The 23,884-nt window shown below is 68.7% G+C and carries 22 protein-coding genes; 11 read left to right on the forward strand and 11 right to left on the reverse strand.

Annotation, left to right across the window (positions count from 1 at the left end; translation table 11 throughout):
* Positions 1-130: 130 nt before the first annotated feature.
* From carB to pyrR, 6 genes are read right to left on the reverse strand one after another with little or no spacing between them, the layout of a single operon-like run.
* The gene (gene carB, locus NP4_RS21280) at positions 131-3,439 is read right to left on the reverse strand and encodes a carbamoyl-phosphate synthase large subunit (protein ID WP_068000439.1); all 3,309 of its coding nucleotides are present in this window, start codon (positions 3,437-3,439) and stop codon (positions 131-133) included.
* Positions 3,439-4,557, reverse strand: a complete 1,119-nt coding sequence (gene carA / locus NP4_RS21285) for a glutamine-hydrolyzing carbamoyl-phosphate synthase small subunit (RefSeq protein ID WP_068000442.1) — start codon at positions 4,555-4,557, stop codon at positions 3,439-3,441. The genes carB and carA overlap by 1 nt, the downstream gene beginning before the upstream one ends.
* Positions 4,554-5,063: a PH-like domain-containing protein gene (locus NP4_RS21290; protein WP_068000445.1), complete on the reverse strand. Its 510-nt coding sequence runs from the start codon at positions 5,061-5,063 to the stop codon at positions 4,554-4,556. The genes carA and NP4_RS21290 overlap by 4 nt, the downstream gene beginning before the upstream one ends.
* Complete coding sequence (locus NP4_RS21295) at positions 5,064-6,362, reverse strand: dihydroorotase (RefSeq protein ID WP_068000448.1); 1,299 nt, start codon at positions 6,360-6,362, stop codon at positions 5,064-5,066.
* Positions 6,359-7,324 (reverse strand): aspartate carbamoyltransferase catalytic subunit, encoded by a 966-nt coding sequence (locus tag NP4_RS21300; RefSeq protein WP_068000450.1) that lies wholly within the window; start codon positions 7,322-7,324, stop codon positions 6,359-6,361. The genes NP4_RS21295 and NP4_RS21300 overlap by 4 nt, the downstream gene beginning before the upstream one ends.
* Entirely contained in the window at positions 7,321-7,956 is a 636-nt protein-coding gene (gene pyrR / locus NP4_RS21305) for a bifunctional pyr operon transcriptional regulator/uracil phosphoribosyltransferase PyrR (RefSeq protein WP_068000453.1), read from the reverse strand. Before pyrR ends, NP4_RS21300 begins: the two co-directional genes overlap by 4 nt.
* Before the next feature lie 235 nt (positions 7,957-8,191).
* On the opposite strand from pyrR, the gene NP4_RS21310 reads away from it, so the two are divergent.
* Positions 8,192-8,593 carry a hypothetical protein gene (locus NP4_RS21310; protein ID WP_068000455.1) on the forward strand — a complete coding sequence of 134 codons (402 nt, stop codon included), beginning with the start codon at positions 8,192-8,194 and terminating at the stop codon, positions 8,591-8,593.
* 1 nt (position 8,594) lies between these two features.
* Here NP4_RS21310 and NP4_RS21315 read toward each other — a convergent pair whose 3' ends face one another.
* Positions 8,595-9,305: an esterase/lipase family protein gene (locus tag NP4_RS21315; RefSeq protein ID WP_211335840.1), complete on the reverse strand. Its 711-nt coding sequence runs from the start codon at positions 9,303-9,305 to the stop codon at positions 8,595-8,597.
* Between the two features lie 91 nt (positions 9,306-9,396).
* Here NP4_RS21315 and NP4_RS21320 point away from each other — a divergent pair, with 91 nt between their 5' ends.
* The gene (locus NP4_RS21320; RefSeq protein ID WP_068000458.1) at positions 9,397-10,269 is read left to right on the forward strand and encodes an alpha/beta fold hydrolase; all 873 of its coding nucleotides are present in this window, start codon (positions 9,397-9,399) and stop codon (positions 10,267-10,269) included.
* Between the two features lie 4 nt (positions 10,270-10,273).
* On the opposite strand, the gene NP4_RS21325 is transcribed toward NP4_RS21320, so the two are convergent.
* The 4 genes from NP4_RS21325 to NP4_RS43555 form a co-directional block, all read right to left on the reverse strand.
* Positions 10,274-10,924, reverse strand: coding sequence for an MspA family porin (locus NP4_RS21325; RefSeq protein ID WP_068000461.1), 651 nt, complete (start codon positions 10,922-10,924; stop codon positions 10,274-10,276).
* A 5-nt stretch (positions 10,925-10,929) separates the two neighbouring features.
* Positions 10,930-11,130, reverse strand: coding sequence for a hypothetical protein (locus NP4_RS41690; RefSeq protein WP_169813777.1), 201 nt, complete (start codon positions 11,128-11,130; stop codon positions 10,930-10,932).
* 13 nt (positions 11,131-11,143) lie between these two features.
* On the reverse strand, positions 11,144-11,857 hold the full coding sequence (locus tag NP4_RS21335) for an MspA family porin (RefSeq protein WP_068000467.1): 714 nt from the start codon (positions 11,855-11,857) through the stop codon (positions 11,144-11,146).
* 536 nt (positions 11,858-12,393) lie between these two features.
* Entirely contained in the window at positions 12,394-12,678 is a 285-nt protein-coding gene (locus NP4_RS43555; RefSeq protein ID WP_068000470.1) for a hypothetical protein, read from the reverse strand.
* On the opposite strand from NP4_RS43555, the gene NP4_RS21345 reads away from it, so the two are divergent.
* Genes NP4_RS21345 through NP4_RS21385 form a run of 9 tightly spaced genes read left to right on the forward strand, consistent with a single transcriptional unit; the run spans position 12,667 to position 23,882 of the window.
* The gene (locus tag NP4_RS21345) at positions 12,667-13,542 is read left to right on the forward strand and encodes a hypothetical protein (RefSeq protein ID WP_068000473.1); all 876 of its coding nucleotides are present in this window, start codon (positions 12,667-12,669) and stop codon (positions 13,540-13,542) included. The two genes, NP4_RS43555 and NP4_RS21345, sit on opposite strands and share 12 nt — an antisense overlap.
* The gene (locus tag NP4_RS21350) at positions 13,539-14,081 is read left to right on the forward strand and encodes a hypothetical protein (protein ID WP_068000476.1); all 543 of its coding nucleotides are present in this window, start codon (positions 13,539-13,541) and stop codon (positions 14,079-14,081) included. Before NP4_RS21345 ends, NP4_RS21350 begins: the two co-directional genes overlap by 4 nt.
* 10 nt (positions 14,082-14,091) lie before the next feature.
* The gene (locus NP4_RS21355) at positions 14,092-16,524 is read left to right on the forward strand and encodes a lantibiotic dehydratase family protein (protein ID WP_068000479.1); all 2,433 of its coding nucleotides are present in this window, start codon (positions 14,092-14,094) and stop codon (positions 16,522-16,524) included.
* Positions 16,514-18,091 carry a hypothetical protein gene (locus NP4_RS21360; RefSeq protein ID WP_068000480.1) on the forward strand — a complete coding sequence of 526 codons (1,578 nt, stop codon included), beginning with the start codon at positions 16,514-16,516 and terminating at the stop codon, positions 18,089-18,091. Before NP4_RS21355 ends, NP4_RS21360 begins: the two co-directional genes overlap by 11 nt.
* Positions 18,084-19,877, forward strand: coding sequence for a TOMM precursor leader peptide-binding protein (locus tag NP4_RS21365; protein WP_068000483.1), 1,794 nt, complete (start codon positions 18,084-18,086; stop codon positions 19,875-19,877). The genes NP4_RS21360 and NP4_RS21365 overlap by 8 nt, the downstream gene beginning before the upstream one ends.
* Complete coding sequence (locus tag NP4_RS41695; protein WP_068000486.1) at positions 19,874-21,106, forward strand: nitroreductase family protein; 1,233 nt, start codon at positions 19,874-19,876, stop codon at positions 21,104-21,106. The genes NP4_RS21365 and NP4_RS41695 overlap by 4 nt, the downstream gene beginning before the upstream one ends.
* Positions 21,103-21,909 carry a lantibiotic dehydratase C-terminal domain-containing protein gene (locus NP4_RS21375; RefSeq protein ID WP_068000489.1) on the forward strand — a complete coding sequence of 269 codons (807 nt, stop codon included), beginning with the start codon at positions 21,103-21,105 and terminating at the stop codon, positions 21,907-21,909. Before NP4_RS41695 ends, NP4_RS21375 begins: the two co-directional genes overlap by 4 nt.
* Positions 21,909-22,973: an LLM class flavin-dependent oxidoreductase gene (locus NP4_RS21380; protein ID WP_068000492.1), complete on the forward strand. Its 1,065-nt coding sequence runs from the start codon at positions 21,909-21,911 to the stop codon at positions 22,971-22,973. Before NP4_RS21375 ends, NP4_RS21380 begins: the two co-directional genes overlap by 1 nt.
* Positions 22,974-22,988: 15 nt before the next feature.
* Entirely contained in the window at positions 22,989-23,882 is an 894-nt protein-coding gene (locus tag NP4_RS21385; protein WP_068000497.1) for an ABC transporter ATP-binding protein, read from the forward strand.
* The last annotated feature ends 2 nt before the right edge of the window (positions 23,883-23,884 follow it).

The following is a 23,884-nucleotide window of genomic DNA, read 5'->3' on the forward strand; positions in this document are numbered from 1 at the left end:
CCGCCGCCCGGCAAGGCGGCCTCACCGGTCTCGACAGCGCGGCGCTTACGGGGCTTGACCCGCCCTGCGCCCACCGGCCGGGCACCTGCCCCAAACCCGATGGCTCCCACCGTTACGTTCCTCTCCTGAGTCAGCCACGCAGTACGGCGTGCAGCTCTTGCAGTGAGCGCACCCCGATTCCGCCGTTGATCGTTGCCTCGATGCCCTGCACGGCCGCGGCCGCGCCCTGCACAGTCGTGATGCACGGGATGTTCGCACCCACCGCGGCGGTTCGGATCTCGTAGCCGTCGACCCGAGGTCCGGAATTGCCGTAAGGGGTGTTGAACACGATGTCGATCTCACCATCCTTGATCTGGTCCACGATCGTCGGTGCGTCGGTAGGCGACGGCTCCGAGTGCTTGCGCACCCGTTCACACGGAATTCCGTTGCGCCGCAACATTTCCGCCGTTCCTTCGGTAGCCAGAATTCGGAAGCCCAGGTCGTGCAGCCGCTTGACCGGGAACACCATGGCTCGCTTGTCGCGGTTGGCAATCGACACAAACACCGTACCCTCTGTCGGCAGTGAGCCGTAAGCCGCGGTCTGACTCTTGGCGAAAGCCGTACCGAAATCGGCGTCGATACCCATCACCTCGCCGGTCGACTTCATCTCCGGCGACAGCAGCGAGTCGATTCCCGAGCCGTCCGGTCGGCGGAACCGGTGGAACGGCAGCACCGCTTCCTTCACCGCGACGGGCGCGTCCATCGGCGCGTGGCCGCCGTCGCCCTCGGCGGGCAGCATGCCCTCCTTGCGCAGCTCGGCGATGGTGGCGCCCAACATGATTCGCGCCGCGGCCTTGGCCAGCGGCACCGCGGTGGCCTTGGAGACGAATGGAACCGTCCGGCTCGCGCGGGGATTGGCCTCGAGCACGTAGAGCACGTCGTCCTTGAGCGCGTACTGCACATTGAGCAGGCCGCGCACGCCGATGCCCTTGGCCAGCGCGGTGGTGCTGCGGCGCACGGCCTCGATATCGCTGCGGCCCAGGGTGATCGGCGGCAGCGCACACGCCGAGTCGCCGGAGTGGATACCGGCCTCCTCGATATGTTCCATCACGCCGCCGAGGTAGACCTCCTCGCCGTCGCACAGGGCGTCGACGTCGATCTCGATGGCGTCCTCCAGGAACCGGTCCACCAGCACCGGATGATCCGGATTCAGCTCGGTGGCCCGGGAGATATAGCCCTCGAGCGAGGCCTCGTCGTAGACGATCTCCATACCGCGCCCGCCGAGCACGTAGGACGGCCGCACCAGCACCGGATAGCCGATGCCCGTCGCGATCTTCTTGGCCTGCTCGACCGTGGTGGCGGTGCCGTACTTCGGCGCGGGCAGTCCGGCCTCGACCAGCACATGCCCGAATTCGCCGCGGTCCTCGGCCAGGTCGATCGCCGCCGCGGAGGTGCCGACCACCGGCACGCCGGCGTCGGAGAGCCGCTGCGCCAGGCCCAGCGGGGTCTGCCCGCCCAACTGCACGATCACGCCCGCGACCGTGCCCGACTCGCGCTCGGCGTGATACACCTCGAGCACATCCTCGAAGGTCAGCGGCTCGAAGTAGAGGCGATCGGCGGTGTCGTAGTCGGTGGAGACGGTCTCCGGATTGCAGTTGACCATTACCGTCTCGTATCCGGCGTCGCGCAGCGTGTGGGCGGCGTGCACGCAGGAGTAGTCGAATTCGATGCCCTGGCCGATGCGGTTGGGACCCGAACCCAGGATGAGCACCTTGTCGCGCTCGAGCTGCGGGGCGACCTCGGATTCGGCCGCGGGATCCAGCTCGTAGCTCGAATAGTGGTAAGGGGTCTTGGCCTCGAATTCGGCCGCGCAGGTGTCGACGGTCTTGTAGACCGGCCGGATGCCGAGCCGGTGACGCAGCTCGCGCACGCCGTCCTCACCCGCCAATTCCGGTCGCAGCGCGGCGATCTGACGATCGGACAGGCCGTTGTGCTTGGCGAACCGCAGCAGCGGCTCGTCCAGTACCGGCGCGGCGAGGATCGACACCCGCAGATCCACCAGGCCCGCGACCTCGGCCACGAACCACGGGTCGATCCCCGAGGCGGCCGCGACCTCTTCGATGCTCGCGCCCAGTCGCAGCGCCCGCTCGACCTGATACAGGCGGCCCTCGGTGGGCACGCGCAGATCGTCGAGGATCGCGGCCGGATCGGTCCACTCGCCGTCGGGCTGGGTCCAGAAGCCCGCGGCCTTGGTTTCGAGCGAACGCAGCACCTTGCCCAGCGCCTCGGAGAAGTTGCGGCCCAGGCTCATCGCCTCGCCGACCGACTTCATGGTCGTGGTCAGGGTCTCGTCGGCGCCGACGAACTTCTCGAAGGCGAACCGCGGCGCCTTGACCACCACGTAGTCGAGCGTCGGCTCGAAACAGGCGGGGGTTTCCTTGGTGATGTCGTTGACGATCTCGTCGAGGGTGTAACCGATGGCCAGCTTCGCGGCGATCTTGGCGATCGGGAAGCCGGTCGCCTTGGACGCCAGCGCGGACGAGCGCGAGACGCGCGGATTCATCTCGATGACGATCAGGCGACCGTCGCGGGGGTCGACCGCGAACTGGATATTGCAGCCACCGGTGTCGACGCCGACCTCGCGCAGGATGGCGATGCCCAGATCGCGCATCTTCTGGTATTCGCGGTCGGTGAGGGTCATCGCGGGCGCCACGGTCACCGAATCACCGGTGTGCACGCCCATCGGGTCCACGTTCTCGATCGAGCAGACCACCACGACATTGTCGCGGCCGTCGCGCATCAGCTCGAGCTCGTATTCCTTCCAGCCCAGGATGGATTCCTCGATGAGCACATTCGCGGTCGGCGAGGCCGCGAGGCCGCCGCCGGCGATGCGATCGAGGTCGGCATCGTTGTAGGCCATGCCCGAGCCCAGCCCGCCCATGGTGAACGAGGGCCGCACGACCACCGGGAAGCCCAGTTCCGCAACGGTTTCGCGCACCTCCTCCATGGTGTAGCAGACCCTGGAGCGGGCGCTCTCCCCGCCGACCTTGGCGACGATGTCCTTGAACTTCTGCCGGTCCTCACCGCGCTGGATGGCCTCGAAGTCCGCGCCGATCAGCTCGACGTTGTACTTCTCCAGTACGCCGCGCTCGTGCAGCGCGACCGCGGTGTTGAGCGCGGTCTGGCCGCCCAGCGTCGCCAGAATCGCGTCGGGGCGCTCCTTGTCGATGACCTTCTCGACGAATTCCGCGGTGATGGGCTCGACGTAGGTCGAGTCGGCGAACTCCGGATCGGTCATGATCGTGGCGGGGTTGGAGTTGACCAGCGATACCCGCAGGCCCTCCGCCCGCAACACCCGGCACGCCTGGGTGCCGGAGTAGTCGAATTCGCAGGCCTGGCCGATCACGATCGGGCCCGAGCCGATCACCAGGATGTGCTTCAAATCCTCGCGGCGTGGCATCAGACTCCCTCCATGAGACCGGCGAAGCGGTCGAAAAGATAGGCGGCGTCGTGCGGACCCGCGGCGGCCTCGGGGTGGTACTGCACGGAGAAGGCGCGACCGTCGACCAGCCGCACGCCCTCGACCGTGCCGTCGTTGGCACAGGTGTGGCTGACCTCGGCGACGCCGAAGGGAGTGTCGAAGCGCTGTCCGGCCTCGCCCTCGAGCGCGAAGCCGTGGTTCTGCGCGGTGATCGAGATCTGTCCGGTGGCGTGGTCGACGACCGGCACGTTGATGCCGCGGTGGCCGAACTTCATCTTGTAGGTCTTCAAACCCAGCGCACGGCCCAGGATCTGGTTGCCGAAACAGATGCCGAACAGCGGAAGCCCCTCGCCCAGAACGGCTTTGGTGAGATCCACCGCGGCGTCCTGGGTGGCCGGATCGCCCGGACCGTTGGACAGGAACACACCGTTGGGCTCGAGTTCCTTGATCTGGTCCAGCGTCACATTCGACGGGACCACGTGCACCCGCATACCGCGCTCGGCGAACATGCGCGGGGTATTGGTCTTGATCCCCAGATCGACCGCGACGACGGTGAACCGATGCGCGTCGGCGGGCTCGATCGTGTAGACGTTGTCGGTGCTGACCTCCTCGGCCAGATCCGCGCCGAGCATCGAGGCCTGGCCGTTGACCCGGGCCAGCAGTTCGTCGGTCGAGGCGTCGGCGGCCGAGCCGGAGAAGATGCCCGCCTTCATCGAACCGCGCGAGCGCAGATGCCGCACCAGCGCGCGGGTGTCGATCCCCGCGATGCCGACCACGTGCTGGCGTTCCAGCTCGTCCTGCAGCGTGGTGGTCGAGCGCCAGTTCGAGGCGCGCTTGGCGGGGTCGCGCACGGCGTAACCGGCGACCCAGATCTTCTGCGACTCGTCGTCCTCGTCGTTCCAGCCCGTATTGCCGATCTGCGGGGCCGTGGCCACCACGATCTGGCGGTGATAACTCGGATCGGTCAGGGTCTCCTGATATCCGGTCATCGCGGTGCAGAACACCGCCTCGCCCAGGGTCTCTCCGGTGGCCCCGAAGGACGCGCCGCGGAATACGCGACCATCCTCGAGCACCATCACAGCGGTCGAACCACTCATGCTCTCTCGTCTCCCGTCGTCGTGCCGGTCGTGTTCGCCGTCCAGGCCGGATACACCGTCTTGTCGTCCCCTCGGAATCCGGTGTCCACCTCGGTCCCGGTCGGCAGTTTCCAGCGAATTACCAGCACACCCTCTGCTGTCATCACCTTGCCCGCATGTCCCCGCTCGGTACGCACCGCGGTGATGGATTCGTTCGGAATCCAGATCGCCGCCGCACCGTCGCGCTCCAGCAGGATGCCCCGCTCGAAGCGGGTGAGCTCCGCCGTGGCCCGGAACCCCAGATCGCCCACCGCGATTCGGTTCTGCCAGCTCGGGGCCAGCGTGGTTCCGGTGTAGAGGCCCGTGGTCGGTTCCAGCAGTTGCGCGCCCAGTTCGGCGGGCACCGGCGGCAATTCACCGACCGAGGCCGCCTGCTTGCGCGCCTTGTTCTGCCAGGCCCGATACATCAGCCACAGGCACAGCAGAAACAGTGCCAGCAGCCCGAGCACCCACAGCAGTCGCTCCATTTACAGACCCACTCTCGCCTTGCCGTCGCGAGCCGTGATCCGCCCGCGCAGCAACGTCGCCGTCACCCGCGCGGGCAGGGTCATCGCCTCGAAAGGCGTGTTGTCGGAAATGCTCGCGAGCTCCGTTGCCCGCACGGTCCATTCCGTCTCCGGATCGACCAGCGTCAGGTTGGCCGGTTCGCCGACCGCCAGCGGCCGGCCCTGATCATCCAGACCCGCGATGCGCGAAGGGTTCTCGCTCATCACCCGCGCCACCCCGCGCCAGTCCAGCAGCCCGGTGCGCACCATCGTCTCGACGATGACCGACAGCGCGGTCTCGAGTCCCAGCATGCCGGGGCGGGCGGCGGCGAATTCGCAGCACTTGTCCTGTTCGGCATGTGGGGCGTGGTCGGTGGCCACGCAATCGATGACGCCCTCGGCCAGCGCCCGGCGCAGCGCCTGGGCATCGCTGGCCTCGCGCAGCGGCGGATTGACCTTGTTGACCGCGTCGTAGGTCTCCAGCCGCGAATCATCGAGCAGCAGATGATGCGGGGTGACCTCGGCGCTGATCGAAATGCCTTGGCCCTTCGCCCATTTCAGCAGTTCGACGGTGCCCGCGGTGGAGGCGTGGCAGATGTGCACGCGCGCACCGGCGTCGCGGGCCAGCAGCGCGTCGCGGGCCACGATCGACTCCTCGGCCGCGCGCGGCCAGCCGTGCAGACCCAACCGCGCGGCATTCGGGCCCTCGTGCGCCACCGCGCCCTTGGTCAGCCGCGGCTCCTCGGCGTGCTGGGCGATGAGCACACCGAGGGTGTTCGCGTACTCGAGCGCCCGCCGCATGATCAGCGGGTCGTAGACGCAGTGGCCGTCGTCGGAGAACATCCGCACCCCGGCCGCGCCCGCGGCCATGGTGCCCATCTCGGCCAGTTGCTTACCCTCGAGGCCCACGGTCACCGCGCCGACCGGATAGACGTCGACCAGGCCGACCTCCTGCCCGCGCCGCCACACGTGATCGGTGACCACGACGCTGTCGGCGACCGGGCTGGTATTGGCCATGGCGAACACCGCGGTGTAACCGCCGAGCGCCGCGGCGGCCGAACCGGTTTCGATGGTTTCGGTGTCCTCGCGGCCCGGCTCGCGCAGATGCGTGTGCAGGTCGACGAAACCGGGGAGCAGGATCTGCCCGGTTCCGTCGATGACCTCCGCGTCGGCCTCGTCCAGATCCGCGGCGATCTCGCGGATCTCACCGTCGACGATCAACACATCGACGGGTTCGCCCTCGCCGTACAGGCGGACACTCTTGATCACGATATTTCTCATGCCACCGCCTCCCCGGCTCCGATCAGCAGGCGGAACAGCACCGCCATGCGCATGTGCACGCCATTGGTGACCTGTTGCAGCACCGCCGCTTTCGGCGAATCGGCCACCGAGTGCGCGATTTCCATACCGCGCAGCATCGGACCCGGGTGCAGCACCACCGCGTGCTCGTCGAGCAGCGCCAGACGTCGCTCGTTCAGTCCGTAGTTGATCGAGTACTCGCGCGCCGACGGGAAGAATCCGCCGTTCATCCGCTCGGCCTGCACGCGCAGCATCATGACCGCGTCCGCCCCCGGCAGTTCGGCGTCGAGGGAGTGCGAAACCCGCACGGGCCAGGCGTCCACGCCGACCGGCAGCAGCGTACGCGGCGCGACGAGCACCACCTCGGCTCCGAGAATGCTCAGCAGGAACGCGTTCGAGCGGGCCACCCGGCTGTGCAGGATGTCACCGACCAGCACGATCCGCTTATCCGCCAGATCGCCGAGGCGCTGACGCAGGGTGAGCGCGTCGAGCAGGGCCTGGGTCGGATGCTCGTGCATACCGTCGCCGGCGTTGATGATCGCCGGACCCACGCCCGCGTAACCGCCGCGCCCGGAATCCAATTCGCCGAACCAGCGCGCGATCTGATGGGCCGCGCCGGAGGCCGGATGCCGCACGATCAGCGCGTCGGCGCCCGCGGCGTGCAGAGTCAGCGCGGTATCGCGCAGCGATTCGCCCTTGGACACCGAGGAGCTCGAGGCGCTGACATTGATCACATCCGCGCTCATCCACTTGCCCGCGACCTCGAACGAGACCCGGGTCCGAGTGGAGTTCTCGAAGAACACGGTCATCACCGTGCGCCCGCGCAACGTCGGCAACTTACGCACCTCACGCCCCAGCAGGGCCTGCTCGAAACGCTGGGCATCATCCAGCAATTCGGTGGCGGCGTCGCGATCCAGATCGGTGACGGAGAGAAGATGCCTCACTTCCCCTCCCCCTGATGCAGATACACGCTGTCGCGGCCGTCGTGTTCGGTCAAGAGCACGGAGATGTCCTCGCTGCGGGCGGTCGGGACGTTCTTGCCGACGTAGTCGGCGCGGATGGGTAGTTCGCGATGGCCGCGATCGATGAGCACCGCCAGCTGCACCGCGCGGGGACGGCCCAGATCGCGCAGGCCGTCGAGGGCCGATCGCACGCTGCGACCGGAGAACAGTACGTCGTCGACCAGAACCACCAGCGCGTCCTCGATCCCACCCTCGGGCACCGAGGTGCGCTCGAGCGGGCGGTGCGGGCGATTGCGCAGATCATCGCGATACAGGGTGATGTCCAGCGAGCCGACGGCCGGGCGCACGCCGGAGAACTCCTCGATCCGATCGGCCAGCCGTGTGGCCAAACCGGTTCCGCGCGTGGGGATTCCGATCAGCACTACGCGAGGGATGCTGGGATCCGCGGAGTCGAGGGCGGTCTTCTCGATGATCTGATGCGCCATGCGCGCGATGGTCCGGCCGACATCCTGGGCGGACAACAGCTCACGCCCGGCCCGCACCCATTCGGGATCGTGCCGCTGCGAATATTCGCCCGCGCTCGACCTGGCGGCCCGGTCCTCGGGCACGCTCATGCCGACCTCCTTCCCCGCCTCACCGGACGGTCCTTTAAAGGATGTCTTCCGGCGGGAAACTCTAGCAGCGCGCCCGCGATCGACCGCCATCGGGGGTGGCCGGTGTGAGGGCCGCCACCTGGGCGAATACGGACATATGGGCATGCGACGGCGACCGCTGAGTTCGCGCCACGGCATGGACATCGCCGATTCGCCTGGCAACCATGTGGTAATCCGCAGGCAGAGGAGGTGCGACATGCGTATTCGAATCGCCGCCGGCACGATCCTGATCGTCGCGGCGACCGCGGTGCCACTCGGCGTCGGCACGGCGTCGGCCGTCTCGATCGGACCCGACGCCATGACCGACGGCACGGCGCTCTCGCTCACCCACGAAGAGACCGCGGCCGTATCCCGGATGAGGCTCGGCCCCGCGATCGCCCAGCTCGTCCCCGGCCGCGGCTGGACCCCGGCCGGGCGGGCCGATCTCGCCGAGACATTGACCTCGGCCGCCGACACCGCCGCGACGAAGCCGGGGGCCTATCTGTTCGTCTCGCTGGTGGGCGATCCATCCGACCCGGACCATGTCGACGCCGGATACCGAGAGCCGACGGGCCCGTGCTGTGTCGAATCGCATTTCACCGTGGTCGCGCAGCAGTGATTCATCCGGTGACCGTCGCGAGCACCCGGGCGATGACGGCCGGGTCGGTCAGCAGGTCGTTGTGCTTCAGACAGCCGGTCTCGATATTGGTCGCACCCGCCAGCTGCGCGCTGTGGTGCGGCACGACCTGCTCGTCGCACGACGACCACAGCGCGGTGTAGGCGGTGGGGCCCGGCGTCTCGACGCCGGAGTTCAGCTTGGTGATCACATACGAACCGGGCGTCATATCCCGGCACCCCTGATCCCAGGTGGCGCACAGCCAGGCCACCTCGGTGCCGTGGTTCGGGCTCGCCAGTGTGACCAGATGCGAAATCCGGTTTCCCCCACCGAATTTCGCGACCCAGCGCGCCGACAGACCGCCCAGGCTGTGGGCGACGATATCGACCCGGCCCGCACCGGTCTGCCGCAGCACCTGATCGACATAGGCGCTCAGCTGCCCGGCGACCACCTCATTGGTGGATCGGGCCGTGTCGTAGTCCCAGGCGAACATCCGATCGGCCGGATAGCCGCCGGTGCGGAACGCCGCCTGCGCCGAACCCCAGACTCCCGCATCGGCATTGCGGCCGTGGATGAAGATCACCGGCGTGGCGGGCGCGCCGGCCCGGGCGGGCGCGGCGGTCGTCATACCGCTCAGCGCGGCAGCGACGGCCAGGACGGCAATGAGCAAGCGGCGCACCCGCGTAATCCCCTCGTTGATGAAACCCGTTCGCACGCAACAGATATCACAGGCACGCGCCGAACGCGCGCGAAACGGCCACAGCCGCGTTCGTACGCCGTAAATCTCCGTATGCCATGCTGTCAGGGTGAGCAATGAAGCTGACTTCTCCGAACCGCGGCGCATCACCTTCACCGGGTACGGCGGCATCACGCTGGCGGGCGAGTCCTGGGGACCCGAGGACGGCCCGCTCGCGGTGTTCCTGCACGGCGGCGGCCAGACCCGCCACTCCTGGAAGGAATCCGGGGCCGCGCTGGCCAAGGCCGGCATGCGGGCGGTGCTGCTCGACGCGCGCGGACACGGGGAAAGTGACTGGGCGCCCGACGGCAACTACCGCCGCGAGGCCATGACCGCCGATCTGCTGGGCATCCTCGCCGAACTGGGCCGCCCCGCGATCGTGGTCGGCGCGAGCATGGGCGGATTGACCGCGCTGCTGGCCACCGCGCGCCCGGGCAGCGAGCGTATCGCCGGACTGGTGCTGGTCGATGTGGTACCGCGGCCGGAACACAAAGGCGTCGAGCGCGTCCTGAACTTCCTCGGCGCCAACCCCGAGGGCTTCGCCAGCCTCGACGAGGCCGCCGACGCCGTCGCCGCCTATCTGCCGCATCGCCCGCGCCCGCGTACCACCGAGGGTCTGCGCCGCAATCTGCGTCTGTGCGAGGACGGCCGGTGGTACTGGCACTGGGATCCGGCCATGATGTCCGGCGGCGGCGAGGACGTCGAACGGCATACCGAACTGCTCGAGCAGGCGGCCCGGCAGCTGAGCATCCCGGTGCTGCTGGTGCGCGGGCGGCTGTCCGACGTGGTCAGCGAGCAGGGCGTGGCCGAGTTCCGAAACCTGGTGCCGCATATGGAGTACGTCGAGATCGGCGGCGCGGCGCATACGGCCGCCAGCGATGTCAACGACGAATTCTCCGACGCCGTGGTCGATTTCGTCCGCGCCCACCTCGAGACGCGCTGACCCGCTACAGCGTGACCGGAGCGCCGTACACCACGGCACTGGTCGGACCGTTGTCGGTGAACAGGACCATCCGCACATACATACGCACCGACACCGGTCCCAGCGCCGCGGTCACGGCGACCCGGGTACCCGAAAGATCCGCGTACGCGGCCGAACTCGTCATCGCGAACTTCGCGAGGCTACGGTCCACGACGCCACCCGGGTCGATCACCACCTTGGCATCCTCCTCGGGCCAGGCCGTCCCCCCGGATCCGACCGAACCGCCCGGTGCGACCGCGCCGGTGGGATCGACGGCGACCGTGGGCCCGATGGTGATATTCGCGGCGGGCGCGTTGCCGATCAGCTGCACGCCCCACAGCGTTGCGGGCCGGGCGAATTCGAGGCCCACATCCAGAATCGCGCCCCGAACCCGCGCACCGATCGGCCCGTCGACCGAGCCGATACCGATGCCGTCCACGAACGCCTCCCGGCTGAGCGGATTGCCGTCCAACGCCGGCACCGCACGCACCCGGGTATCGGCCGAACTGACGGTCAGCGCGAATCCGTCTGGCGTACGCACACTTTCATGCTGGTCGATACGGATCTCGGTCGCGTGCGCCGAGCCCGAATCCGGGGCGGCGACCGCCAGCGCGGCGGCCACCAGAACCGTCGTCACACCTCTCACGGCTGGGGCGACACCGGTTCCGGCACCGAGAACGGATGACCGCCGAGGATGAACGGCACCGGTTCGGGATCCGGCACATTCACCGCGGGGGCGTTCGAGCCGCCCCCGGCCGGATCGCCGTCGGCCCACGCCACCGCCGCCGGGCCGATCGCGACCGCAGCCAGCGCCAGCACGCACGCCATACGCACTCTGTTCACGACATCGCTCCTCTCACAGTTGAACCGGATCGCTGTACACGACCCGGGTGATCCGACCGCCGTCGGTGCTCATGCTCATCCGCACATAGATCCGCAGCTGAACCTGCCCGATCGCCCCGCTCACCGCCACGCGCGTACCCGAAAGGTCCAGATACGCACCGGGATTGGACAGCGCGACCTTGGCCACGCTGCGCTCGACGCTGCCGCCGGGGCGCAGGTTGACCTTGACCGCGTCCGAGGGGATCACGGTCACGTTCACTCCGCCGGATACGCTCACATTCGGACCGCCCGCGCCCACACCCGCGGTCACGGTGTTGGTGACCGACAGGCTCGGGGTGGCGATATCGACCTCGACTCCGGTGAGCGCCACCGGATATCCGATCTCGAAGCCGACATCGAGCACCGCGCCGCGCACGGTCGCGCCTGCGGGACCGTCGACCTGCCCGACCGCGATGCCGTCGAGGAAGGCCTCACGACCGAGCGGACTGCTCTCCAGCGGCGGCACGCTGCGCACCCGGGTATTGCCCTCGGTGACCATGACCGAGTAGCCGTCCAGGGTGTCGGCTCTTTCCTGATGGTCGATCCGCACGCCCAGCGACGCCGGATCCACGAACCCCGCGGCCGCGGGCGTCGCACCGGCGACCACCGCGACGCCGACAGCGCCGACAGCGGCCACCAGATATCCCGCGCGACCAATTCCTCGCCACGGCGACACACGAATATTCACGCCGACTCCTGCTCGAATCGCTGAAATGTAGCTGCAATCTCCCCGACGCATTACGAATGCAGATGCAAATTGATCGCGTCGATAATATCCGATAGGGATATTACGGGTTGGTTAACTTTCGGGGTACGCCGCGTTGAATCCTGCAACTTGACGCCGACTTATCGCTACCACCTGGAACTATCTGTCAGGACGTGCTCGGGATCACAGCGCCTACCGTTGGCCGGACAGAGGCCTAATACCAAGCTAGAGGCAGGTGCGCTACGCGGTCGCCGGACCTCCGATCCACAGCGTCGACGCAATCCCGAATGAACCGGAGGTTAATACACAGAGATTCAACCATTACCCCGCTCACGAAGTCGCATTCGGACAAATCAGTCACCTCCGGTCCGAAATGGCGGAATTCCAATACCGAAAACGTGATCTTGGCCACAGCCGAGATATATTTGCTTGTAAATTACGGAATTCCATCGCATACCATCACCTCGTATTCGCGATGGACGCATTTCGAATACGCCGTCCACAACCCGACACAATGTCTAACGAAGGAGTAGTGCAATGGGCACTGAGACCAAGGAACTGATCGATTTCTCGCAGGTCGAGATCATCGACTTCGCCGACTCCGTCAGCATGCCGGAGGTCGGCGCCTCGAGTGGCTGGGTCTGCTGCTCGTCGTCGAGCTCGTCGTCCTGCTGCTGAGTTAGGTCCGTCGCCGGAGCAACGCTCGGAGCGAGAACCTGTTCGCTGTCGGAAACGGGGAGGTCGATGTGGTCGGGATCGGATTCGAGACGGATGACCGGCAAGTAGTAGCCGTGCTGCGTCACACCGTCGATCCGGTGTTCCGGTGGTTGCGTGACGGCCACGGCGTATTCGATTCGTATCTTCGGGGGGCCCTGGACGATTCGTCCGCCCTGCGGATCACGATCTGCACTCGCGCCGGGGACTTGACCGATGCCATCGGGGACTGGATCGGCAATGCCGCGGGTGTCCAACCCGATTCGATCGCCTACCACGCCGTCACCGAGCCGGTCGATCATCAACCGGTCCGGACCCGTATGTCCGAAGGCCTGCTGCGGTGGAGTGCGGAGGCCGGCGACCGTACTCCACTGCACTGCGCGGTCTCGCTCATGTCGGCGGTCGCCGATCTGCATCCGGCCGGGCGCGCGCACGGACTGATCTCGTTCAAATCCCATGTCGAGGGCCTGTCCAACAATCTGCTGTCCCCCGACAACCGCCAGCGGCTCGACGCCACCGCGCGCCGCTGGATCGATGCCGAGGCGGACTGGCTGGGCCAGACCGCCGAAGCGGCCCATTCGCCGTGGACGATCCCACTGGCCTGGTCGTTCGGCCACTTCCAGGCGCTCGGCGCCACACCCGCACCCGCGGCGTCCGGCGCGGCCGTGCGCTCGCGGTTCCACACCACCTACGGCGAACTGATCGACGACTACGACGAGCCCTGGTTCCGCGCCCTGCGCGAACTGCTGAGCTTCGTCTACGCGAATCTGTTCCCCCTCATCGGGATCGGCCTGAAACTGCGCCTCGCCGCGGCCACGATCCTCACCGAATACAGCGCGCGGACCGGCTGGGATCCCGCCGCGATCTTCGCCAAGCTCGACCGCGAGGCCACCCCACCGGACCTCGCCCACTACGCGCCCACCCGATACGAAGGGATCGACGTCTCGCTATGAGCAACCGCGGCCAGGCGATATCGTTCACCGTCGCCTCATTGATCCTGCTGTTCCTGCTGAATACGGCCTATCCCACGCTGTGGCGCCACGGTTACCGCCTCGCCTTCGCGTATCTGTGCGTACTGGTCGTGATCAGCCTCGCGACAACGGTTTTCGCCTGGCGCAGCCCGCCCGCGCGACCGGGCGCACAGCCGCAACCGGCCCGGATGAACTTCACCTGGATCGTGGTGATCGAGGCCGCCGCGCTGGGGGCGGGCAATTCCTACATCCTCAACAACCACTACGACTCGGTCTGGATGGTGCCGTGGTCGGCCTTCGTCGTCGGCGCGCACTTCCTGATCATGATGTGGTCGTATCGGCGGCCCATCTACGGCGGTATCGCCGCGGCGATCCTGGCCGGCACGGCCGTCGGGGCCGTCGCGGGCGCCAGCGGCTATCGGCACGGCATGGTGGCCACGGTGCTCACGGTGCTGTTCACGACGCTGACCGCCTCGTTGCTGATCGCCTACTCGCGCACCCCGCGCGGATCCACCGCGTGAGGTCCGGTTCATGAAGACCCCGCTACCCCTGGCGGCCCTGCGGCGCAATGTCGTCGCGTATCGGCCGCTCGCGCCCGAGTCGACGCGCGACTGGTGTGTCGAATACCGTGCCGTCCTCGACGAATCCGCGACCGTCGCCGGGGAACTGCACACCCTGGCCTACCGGGCCGTCGCCGATGTCGACGCCGATACCGCCCGCGTCCTGGTCGATCTGCAGCGCCGCCTGCGCGACGGCAGACGCCTGCCCGATCTGCCCGAGGCGCTGCGCGCCGATATCCGCCTCGCCGACGCGGCCACCCGCCACGCCAAGCTGCGGCGGCGACTGGCCGAACTGGAACAGGAACTGCACGACACCGCCGAGGACCGGATCGCCGACGAACGCGCCACGCTGGCAACGCTTCTCATGCGACCGGAATTCGCCGAGACCGCCGCCCTGAGCTCCCCCGACCAGTACCGCGGGGTCACCGGCTACGCCGCCACCGGCGGCCGGGACCGCTCCAAGAGCGCCCGTCGCGCCGAACATCGATTACTGGATCTGGCCTATCGAGCCATGCTGCGCACCACCCCGTTCGGTCGGCTCACCGCCGTCAGCGTGCACCCCGACGACGCCGCGAGCGGCAGCTCACTGTGGGAGCTGGCCGGCGCCGCGCCGACCGGAATCATCCGCGTACTGCATCCCTCGTTCTCCCAGCAGTATTCGATCCAGGGCGGCGAGCGGCCCGGATCGCGATGGCAGCTCAATCACAGCGTGTCGCGCGCGCCGGACTCCGGTGTCGTCCGCTTCGCGGCCGTCGGACCCGATGGGCTGGTCCGCCAGATCCGTTTGCCGGAAACGGCTTTCGTGCGCGCGCTGCTCGCGGTCGCCGACACCGGACCCATGCCGATCGACGAGCTGACCGCGCGGCTGGCCGAACAACTACCCGGTCCGAGCGCGCAGGCTCTGACCGGGGCCGTGGACAATTGCGTCACCAACGGCCTGCTCGTCCCCGCCCCCGACACCTTCCGGCCGGTGACCTCACTGGATCTCGACGACGAATTCGGCCGTGATCTGGCCGACGCCGCCGCGGCCACCGGCGACGAGCGGGTCCGGCGCATCCTCGAGGTGCGTACCGCGCTCGAGACCCGGGCGACCGTCGTGGGCCGCCCCATTCAGCCCACGGTGTACGAGGATTCGCTGGCAGCGCCGACACCGACCGATCTGCGGGCGGCCCGCGACTCGATCGACGGCCTGGACGCAAGTCTGCGCCTGCGCTCGGTCTACGACCGCAATGTCGATCTGCGCCTGATCAGCACCGCCGCCTACTGCGAACTGTTCGGCGCGGATCAGCAGCTGCCGCTGCTCACGGTCGCACGCACGCTGGTGGAGAAGACCTACACCCGCTATCAACTCGCGCTGCGCGACGATATCGCCGAGCGCGATCTGGGCCGACTGGTGCACAGCCCGGCCTATCCGACGCTGCGGGCGCTGCGCCACGAAATCGACGCCGCGGTCGGCGAACGCGTGCGCGCGGCGGCGAACGCGCCCGAGGTGCGCTACTCACCCACCGATGCGGCCGCCCTGCTCGCCGCCGCACCGGCCGAGCTCGATGAGCTGTTCGAGCTGTCGTACGCGGTGTATCTGCAACGGTTTCCCGGGGGCGTCGTCGTCAACGACGGCTATGCGGGTAACGGTTCGATGCTGGCCCGCTTCCTGCACGACCGGATTCCCGAACACGCGGGCGCGCTCGACCTGTTCCGCGACCGAATCCGCGCGTGGCCGCGCCCGATACAACAGGTCACCGATCTGCACGGCATGTCGGTCAATCACTGCCCAGCCCTCACCCCGGAGACCGCCACGGCGCAGCGGTGGTCACGGCTGCGCCTGCGGGTGCGTCCCGACGGGCTCGGCCTCGAGATCCTCGACGAGGACGATCGTCTCGTCGCGCCGATGTCGTTCGGAACCGGTATGCCGGAACGGTTTCCGTATCACGTGCGGCTGGTGAGCTGGCAGCAGCTCGGCGGGCGGCTGATCCGTACACCGATGACGGCCCGGCATCGGGCGGTCGGCGCGGATCCGGATCGGGTGAGCGCGGTACCGCGGCTGCGCGTGGGCGATGTGGTGTTGGACCGCCGCCGCTGGTACGGCCTGACGCCCCTGTTCGCGGGACTGCTGTCCGAACGTCGCCCGGCGCACGCCCTCGCCGGACTACGCCGCCGCTGCGCGGAATTCGGCCTGCCCGAACAGTTCTTCGTCAAACGCGATCTGTGGCGGATCGATCCGCAACGCCCGCACCCGAAACCGGTCTTCGTCGACGCGGCGAGCCTGCTGTCGGTGAGCACCCTCGGCAAACGCCTCGGCGACGAGCGGGACTTCACCCATATCGAGGAGGCCCTGCCCGCCGGATATCCCGGCCGCGCCGCCGCCGAGATCGTGCTGCACGAGGACGTCCGCCGTGTCCGCTGATCGCTATCTGGTGTTGCGCCCCGGCGTGCACGTCGCACATGTGCCCGGCGAGGGCACGTTCTTCGGCGGCAGCGTGGGCAAATTCGTATTGAAGACCGCCGTGCGGGCCGATGAGGTCTTCCTGCGCTACGAACCCGAACTCGTGCGCGGGATCGCCGAGACCGAGTTGCGCGCCCACTGCGATCGCCGCGGCGACGATCCCGATTCGGTGCTGTCGCTGATCCAGGTGCTGGTGCACCGCGATCTCGTGCGAGTGCTGGATCCCAACGGATTCGACACCTTCGTCGGCCAATCGGAATGGTCGGCGCGGCATCCCGGGATCAGCGCCGAGATCGATGGCCGCCTGTCCGATCCGGAGACCGCCAAGGCCCGGCTGGCGAATGCGACCGCGGTGGTCGAGATCGACGAGGAGCATCGCGAGCCCGTCGCGGCGACATTGGCGCTGTGCGGCATCTCTCGCGATCGAATTCGCTTCTCCGACACCGCATCCCGGGATCGGATCACCGTGACCGCGGGCGCGGCGATCGGCATCGGTGAGCTCGACCTCACCGACTGGCCCGCGGTGATTCTCAGCGGCACCGGCGATCCGGGCGGCAATCGACTCGCCCTGCTGCGCGAGCGGCTGCGCTGCTGGCGGCCCGAACTGTCGGATGCCTCGCGCCCGGCCGCGCGCTCGCTCGCGCCCCGCCTGGCCGCCCTGGCCGCGGTCGAGGAACTCGCCGGACTCACCACCGGCACGGCGCAATTCGTGTGCGCGGAACCACTGACGGTCGACCGGGTGCGGTACCCGGCCACCGGCGACGGCACCGGCGACACCCTGTCGCTGGCCCAATACTGGCAGGGCGACTGGAGTTTCGGCGTGCGCCTGGTCGACGGCGACCGGCTGCCGCAGCTACCGGTGCGCACCGCGGCGGCCCGGTCGGTACGCGCGGCGGCGGCCGCGGTCCCGGATCAGGTCTGCTGGGCCGCCGAACACGATGCGGCGCGGGTGGAGGCGGTGCTCGCGGCGGCCCGGGTGGACCTGTCGGTCGGTACGCGGCCCGGCGAGATCGCCTGTGCGGGAACGTCTCCCGAACTCGCGGTGGCCGACGGATACCTACGGGCGGCCCCGCTGACGCACTGGCGGCCGCATCAATACTCCGAGGTCGAGGCGATCCTCGCCCGTCGGATGTGGGTCGATCTCGAACAGCGTCTGGTCGATCGGGTAGAGGTCGCGATCGCGCCGGTGGGCGACACGGGCTGGCAGGCGTCCCGAACCCGTTCGCGCGGTGGGGAATTCACGGCCTTCGGCCGATCGGTCGAGGAAGCGGTGTTCTGCGCGGTCGCCTCGGCCTTCGTCGCGGCGCTGCTGGCCGACGAACCGGTGGGCTATATCGCGACCCCGGCGGTCAACACCATGGCGCTCAATGCCCTCGACGCCGCGGAACTCGACCGGCTCACGATGACATTGCACACGACGTTTCCCGAACTCGCGCGGCGCACACCACGATTCGCGGAGCCGGACCCGTTCCACGGACACACCCCGATCCATGCCGCGGTACTGCCGATCGGAGCGCACGATGTCTGACCCGACCGGTTACCGCGCCATTCACGGCGCCGATTTCCTGCGGCTGCACGATCATTGCCGCCGCACGGCCGCCGCCGGTACGCCCGCGCTACCGGTGTACGCGCTCGGCGATCGCGTCGCGGTCGGCCCCGGCTACCGCGGCGGGGACCGGGCCTGCCTGGGCTGTCTGGAATATCGCCTACGGCTCGCGACCGACGCGGCGAATCTGACTCACCCGTGGGTACGCCTGTGGTCGGGCACTCCCGCATTGTCGGTCCGGCTGACCGTCGAGGCCGTACTCGCCGATCTGCAGGGGACCGACACCCTGGACTCGAGCGACGCGACCCAGCCGTGCTACCTCATCGATCGGCGTGGCGCGCGACTGCACCGCCTGCACCGATCCGTGGGCTGCTACGCCTGCCGCCACCGCGCTCAGCACGAGCCCGCGGCCGAGGCATCGCTCGGACCGAGCTTGCGTGGCGCCCGCTTCCAGGACCGCGCACCGCGTGACGAATTCGTCCACGCCCTGCACGACGACCTGGTCGGCCCGATCACCGGCCTCGTTCGGGTGCACACCGCCTACGGCGCGATGACCGGAGCCATGCTGCCGCAGTCGCCGAATATGGGCTTCGGCCGGGCGATCCGCTTCGATCAGGCCGCCTTCGTCGCGGTGATGGAAGCCTATGAGCGGCTGTGCGGTCACCCGTTCACCGCCGACCGTCTCCTCTCCCGCCACGAACTGCCCGATACCGCGATCCTGCTCGGCGAACTCGACCTCGGCGGCTACCACGACGACCAACTGGCCGCGCGCACCAGCCGCATCCGCACGCCGCGCGCTCCGGCGCGGCTGTGGGTCGCGGGACGCACGGCCGTCTCGGGCCAGATCGTCCACGTCCCGGCCGATATCGCCTTCTACAACTACGAACCGGCCTTCGGCGTGGACTACCATCGCGCGCGCCGCAGCCGGGAACGCGGCCGCGACAAGGACTTCCAGGAATCCTCGAGCGGTTCGGCGCTGGGCGCGAGCTTTGCCGAGGCGGGCCTGCACGCCCTGCTCGAGGTGCTGGAGCGGGATGCGTTCCTGCGCTTCTGGTATCGGCGCGACGTGCTGCCGAGGCTGGCGCTCACCGCACTGCCGCCCACACCGGCCGAACTGGTCGAGGAGATCGCCGCCGCCGGCTTCGAGCCGATCGCGGTGGTCATGCCCGGCCCGGGTGGCGTCGCGGTGCTGGGGGCCTTCGCCTTCCAGCGCGACGGGCGCTTCCCGTATGTGTTCTGCGCGGCCGGATCCGGACTCACCTGGGAGGCCGCGCTCACGGCCGGGCTGTGGGAACTGGTCAATATCATCCGCACTCCGCGCGATCGCACCCACGCGCAGATCGCCGCCGCGCTCAGGACCCGGTGGGACGTGCGGACCATCGACGATCACATCGATTACCACCTGCTCCCCCACAACGGGTTCCGGGTGCGTGCGAAATGCCGCGGCCCGCGGCTGACCCTGTCGCAACTGACGCGTTTCGCTCCGAATCCGGAACTTCCGCAGTCGCTTTCGGCGCTGGAGCTGATCGCGGCCATTACCGAGCGGCTGCACCGCGCCGGTCTCGGCGAACCGGTGTTCATCGATCAGGGCAATGTCGAGCTCACCGATCTCGGCCTGCACGCCGTCAAATGCGTCGTCCCCGGCGCGCTGCCGATGACCTTCGGTACCGCGCATCTGCGAGTGAGAGGACTCGAAACCTTGCGCACCATCGGCCGGGCGGATCTGCTCCGCGACACGCGCCAGCTCGAACCCCATCCGTTCCCGTGACCGCCGACGGCCTCTCGGCGATCGATGTCGCGCGCCGATTCGGCATCGCGAAGAATGTCGCCGCCGCGGTCCTGACACCGGGCGCGGAGATCGACTCCTCGGGCGCCACACCCGGGCCCGTGGTGCGCTCGGCCGCCGCCGGGGCGGCCGAGCGCGTCCTGGCCGCCACACCGTACGGGGAGGCCGCCGTCGCACCGCGCGTGGCCCCGGACGCGGTGCTGGCCAATGCCTTCCGGGTACGCCGCTACGAGCGCTCCGGCGAGTACGCCTTTCACGCGGCGCTACCCTCGGTGCGGGCGAAATACCCGGTGGCGCTGCGCGATCGAGACGGGCTGGTCTACGACCCGTGGGCGGACACCTGGAACGGCGAACCCCGCACAACCACGGCCGATTTCACGCTGGAGGGGTGGGCCGAACGGCTGCCCGATTTCTACGGCCCGCTGCGCACGGTGCTGATCCGCCTGGAAATCGGTTTCGCCCTGCGGCACTGCGCGGAGATGCTGGCGATCTTCCGCCAGCGCATCGCCGACATCGATCCCGGGCTCACCGAATCACCTCCCGCCGTGCGCTTCTCGGTGGCCCAAGAGGACGGTGCGGTGCCCCTCGAGCGGCGCGGCACGCCCGCGGGCGCGGGATCCTGGAGCGGCGTACTCGGGCGGCGCAGCGCGGGGCGCATGCCGCGCGGGCTGCCGGGCATGTATCTCACCGCCTCCCCCGGCTGCACCGGCGACGAACTGCGCTATATCGCCGACTGGCTGCTACCCGCGCCGAATGCCCTGGGCGACAACGATTCGACGCTCACAGTCGTCTATCGAACGAGTACCGATCGCTGGCGCGTCATCCGGCGCGGTCCCGGCGCGGGCGCGGTCACCGGCGAATTCCCCTCCGCGTCACTGGATCGTATCCTCGCCGGGCACGGCGGCCCGAACACCGCGCGCAACGGCAACTATCTGCACCGCGCCGAACTACTGGTCTTCGTGACCGCGGATCTGCTGCGCATCCACCGGCTCGGCGGCGAGGACGCCGTCTACCGGTCCTACGTCGCGGCCGGATGGCTGATCCAGGGACTCACCTATCCCGCCGCCGCGGCCGCTCGAATTCTGCGTCCCACCCGCAGTTTCGACGATGTCTCGGTCACCTCCGCCCTGGACCTGCCGCGCGAACACCATGTCCTGCTCGCCTGCGTCGTGGGCCGCTCACCGCAGCAGGGAATCGAGGTGCCGCTGTGAGCACGCCCGCTTCGGTCCACATCCACCTACCGGCCTTCGACCCCACACTCGAGGACACGGTGATCACCGAATTCGCCACGCGGTACCCGCACGACGACTGGTTCTTCCTGCGCTACTGGCTGCACGGACCGCATCTGCGCGTGCGCGCCCTGCACCCCGCACATCTGACGGATCTGCGCGACGCGGCCGAAAAGGCTTTCGCCACACACGTTTGCGCCACATCGGGAATGGACCAGGCGCGCTACGAGGCGACCGTGGGCGCGCTGGCACGGGCCGGTGAGGGCGGCCGGTCCATAGATCCGGGCGCGGTGCGCCCGCCCGGAGTCGTATCCGCGCAATTCGTTCCGGAGTACGACCGCTACGGCGGGCGCGAGCGCTATCCCGCGATCCTCGAGACCTTCGTGCGCTCCACCCGGATCGCGCTGCCCACGCTCTACAACGCTACCGCCAACACCCGCATGAACGCCGCGCTGCATTTCCTGCTGCGCGTATTGGCCGAGCGCACGGCCGAATTCGGGCCCGCGGCCGCGCATGCCCTGGCCACCGCCGGGCGACAGTTCTGGCAGCGCCGGGAGGCGGCCACACCGCCCCCGATTCCGGAGGTCCTCGTCGCCTCGGCCGGGCGGACCTATCGAGCGCTGTTGCGCGACGGCGCGACCGATCCGCAGTTCCCGCCCGAATCCGAACCAGCCGTAGCGATCTCGATCATCCACATGCACAACAACCGCCTCGGCTGCGGCGGCCGCCCCGAAACGATCCTGTTCCGCCTCGCCGAGGCCGTGACCGAAACAGAGGACCCCTGATGGATTTCGGCGTTTCCTTCCTCCCCGACGTCGGCCCCGCTCAGCTCGATCCGCGGGTCTACTACGACAATGTGCTCGAAATCAGCCGAGCCGCGGACGATCTCGGCCTGCGCTATGTCAAGATGACCGAGCATTTCCTGCATCCCTATGGCGGCTACTGCCCGAGCCCGTTCATGTTCCTGTCCGCGGTCGCCGCGCAGACCCGCCGCATCCGGCTCATGACCGGCTGCACCCTGCCCAACTTCCACCACCCGATCAAACTCGCCTCGTACGCGGCCATGGTCGACGCACTGAGCCACGGTCGCCTCGACGTCGGCTTCGCCCGCGCCTATCTGCCCTACGAATTCGACGCCTTCGGAATCTCCATGGACGGCAGCCGGACCCGCTTCGCCGACACCGTGCGCGCGGTGGTGGGTCTGTGGGAAGCCGAACGCTTCTCGATGTCGAGCGAATTCTTCGATATCGCCGACGCGACGATCCTGCCGCGACCGGTGCAGCCGCACGGCATCCCGACCCTGATCGCCGCGGTGCGCACGCCCGAGAGCTTCGCGACCATCGGCGCGGACGGTCACGGTCTGCTGGTCACCCCGGGCGGACTGGTCGCCCCGGTGGAGCTGATCCGCCGCTACCGCGAATCCTTCGTGGCCCGCCGCCCGGCCGTGCCGAAACCGCGCGTGGTGATCAGCCTGCCGCTGCTGATCGACGCCGATTCCGATCGCGCCGCCGACCTCGCCGACGCCTGTCTGGGCGAATACGTGCGGGTGTGGTCCGACGCGGTCACCGCCTGGGACGATCGCTCCTCCCGCGACTACCAGAGCTATTCGGGGATGGCCCAGTTCCTGCGCGCGATGACCGGCACCGAACTGCGCCTGACCGGCTCGGCGATCGTCGGAAATCCCGGCGAGGTGGTGGACGCGATCGTCGCGCTCGACGAGAAATTCGACGGCCTCGACACCGTGCTGTGGCAGCTCGACTACGGGAACCTGCCGCGCGAGGCCGCACTCACCAGCCTGCGACACCTCGTCGACGACGTCGTCCCCAAACTGCCCGCGCGCCTGCGCTGAACGATAGGACCGCCCTTGCATCCGCTACTGGAAATCGAAGGCCTGACCGTCACCCTCGGCGACCGCGACATCGTCTCGGGGGTGAGCCTGAGCGTCCAACCGGGCGAATCGGTGGCGCTGCTGGGCGCCAACGGCGCCGGTAAGACCACCCTGCTCGACGCCGCACTCGGCATCGGGCCCAGCAGCACCGGCTGGGTGTCGATGTCGGGACTGCCCCCGGCGCAGGCGGTCGCCGCCGGGCGGGTGACGGCGTGCCTGCAGGACGGTGGCCTGCTGCACGATCTCACCGTCGCCGCCATGATCGACTATTTCGCCACCCTCGCCGGGACCTCGTTCGGCGGGGTCGACCGGTTCATGGACCGATTCGGCCTCACCGCGGTGGCCAAATCCAAGATCGCGGTGCTGTCCGGCGGTGAGCGGCGACGGCTGCAGGTGGCGCTGGCCCTGAGCACCGCCGCGCCGCTGGTGATTCTCGACGAGCCGACCGCGGCCATGGATGTCGAAGCGCGCGCGGCCATTTGGGACTACATCCTGGAATATCTCGACGGTGAGCGGGCGCTGCTGTTCTCCACGCATCTGATCGAGGAGGCCGAGCGCTACGCCGATCGGGTGATCTTCCTGCGCCAGGGCTCGATCGTGCACGACACCACGGTCTCGGCCCTGCGCGCCGACCACGCGGAATTGTCGGTGATCACCGCGCGCCTGCGGCAGCCCTGCTCGACCGCCGAACTGCGCTCGCTGGCCGGGACACCGCAGGTGAGCGTGCGCGGGCGGCTGGTGGAGGTCATGACCCGCGAGCCGGATGCGGTGCAGCGAATCCTGGTCGCGCACTCCGGCTTCGACGACATCCGGGTCGAGCGCGCCTCGCTGGAGAAGATCCTGTTCGGCACCCCCGGAGGAGAGAACTGACC

The organism is Nocardia pseudobrasiliensis NBRC 108224, assembly GCF_001613105.1.
In the GTDB taxonomy this organism is placed as follows: Bacteria; Actinomycetota; Actinomycetes; order Mycobacteriales; family Mycobacteriaceae; genus Nocardia; species Nocardia pseudobrasiliensis.

Bases quoted from the DNA above. Each gene is read 5' to 3' on its own strand.
- carB (WP_068000439.1), bottom strand. From the start codon at position 3,439: ATGCCACGCCGCGAGGATTTGAAGCACATCCTGGTGATCGGCTCGGGC.
- carA (WP_068000442.1), bottom strand. From the start codon at position 4,557: ATGAGTGGTTCGACCGCTGTGATGGTGCTCGAGGATGGTCGCGTATTC.
- NP4_RS21290 (WP_068000445.1), bottom strand. From the start codon at position 5,063: ATGGAGCGACTGCTGTGGGTGCTCGGGCTGCTGGCACTGTTTCTGCTG.
- NP4_RS21295 (WP_068000448.1), bottom strand. From the start codon at position 6,362: ATGAGAAATATCGTGATCAAGAGTGTCCGCCTGTACGGCGAGGGCGAA.
- pyrR (WP_068000453.1), bottom strand. From the start codon at position 7,956: ATGAGCGTGCCCGAGGACCGGGCCGCCAGGTCGAGCGCGGGCGAATAT.
- NP4_RS21310 (WP_068000455.1), top strand. From the start codon at position 8,192: ATGCGTATTCGAATCGCCGCCGGCACGATCCTGATCGTCGCGGCGACC.
- NP4_RS21350 (WP_068000476.1), top strand. From the start codon at position 13,539: ATGAGCAACCGCGGCCAGGCGATATCGTTCACCGTCGCCTCATTGATC.
- NP4_RS21355 (WP_068000479.1), top strand. From the start codon at position 14,092: ATGAAGACCCCGCTACCCCTGGCGGCCCTGCGGCGCAATGTCGTCGCG.
- NP4_RS21365 (WP_068000483.1), top strand. From the start codon at position 18,084: ATGTCTGACCCGACCGGTTACCGCGCCATTCACGGCGCCGATTTCCTG.
- NP4_RS21380 (WP_068000492.1), top strand. From the start codon at position 21,909: ATGGATTTCGGCGTTTCCTTCCTCCCCGACGTCGGCCCCGCTCAGCTC.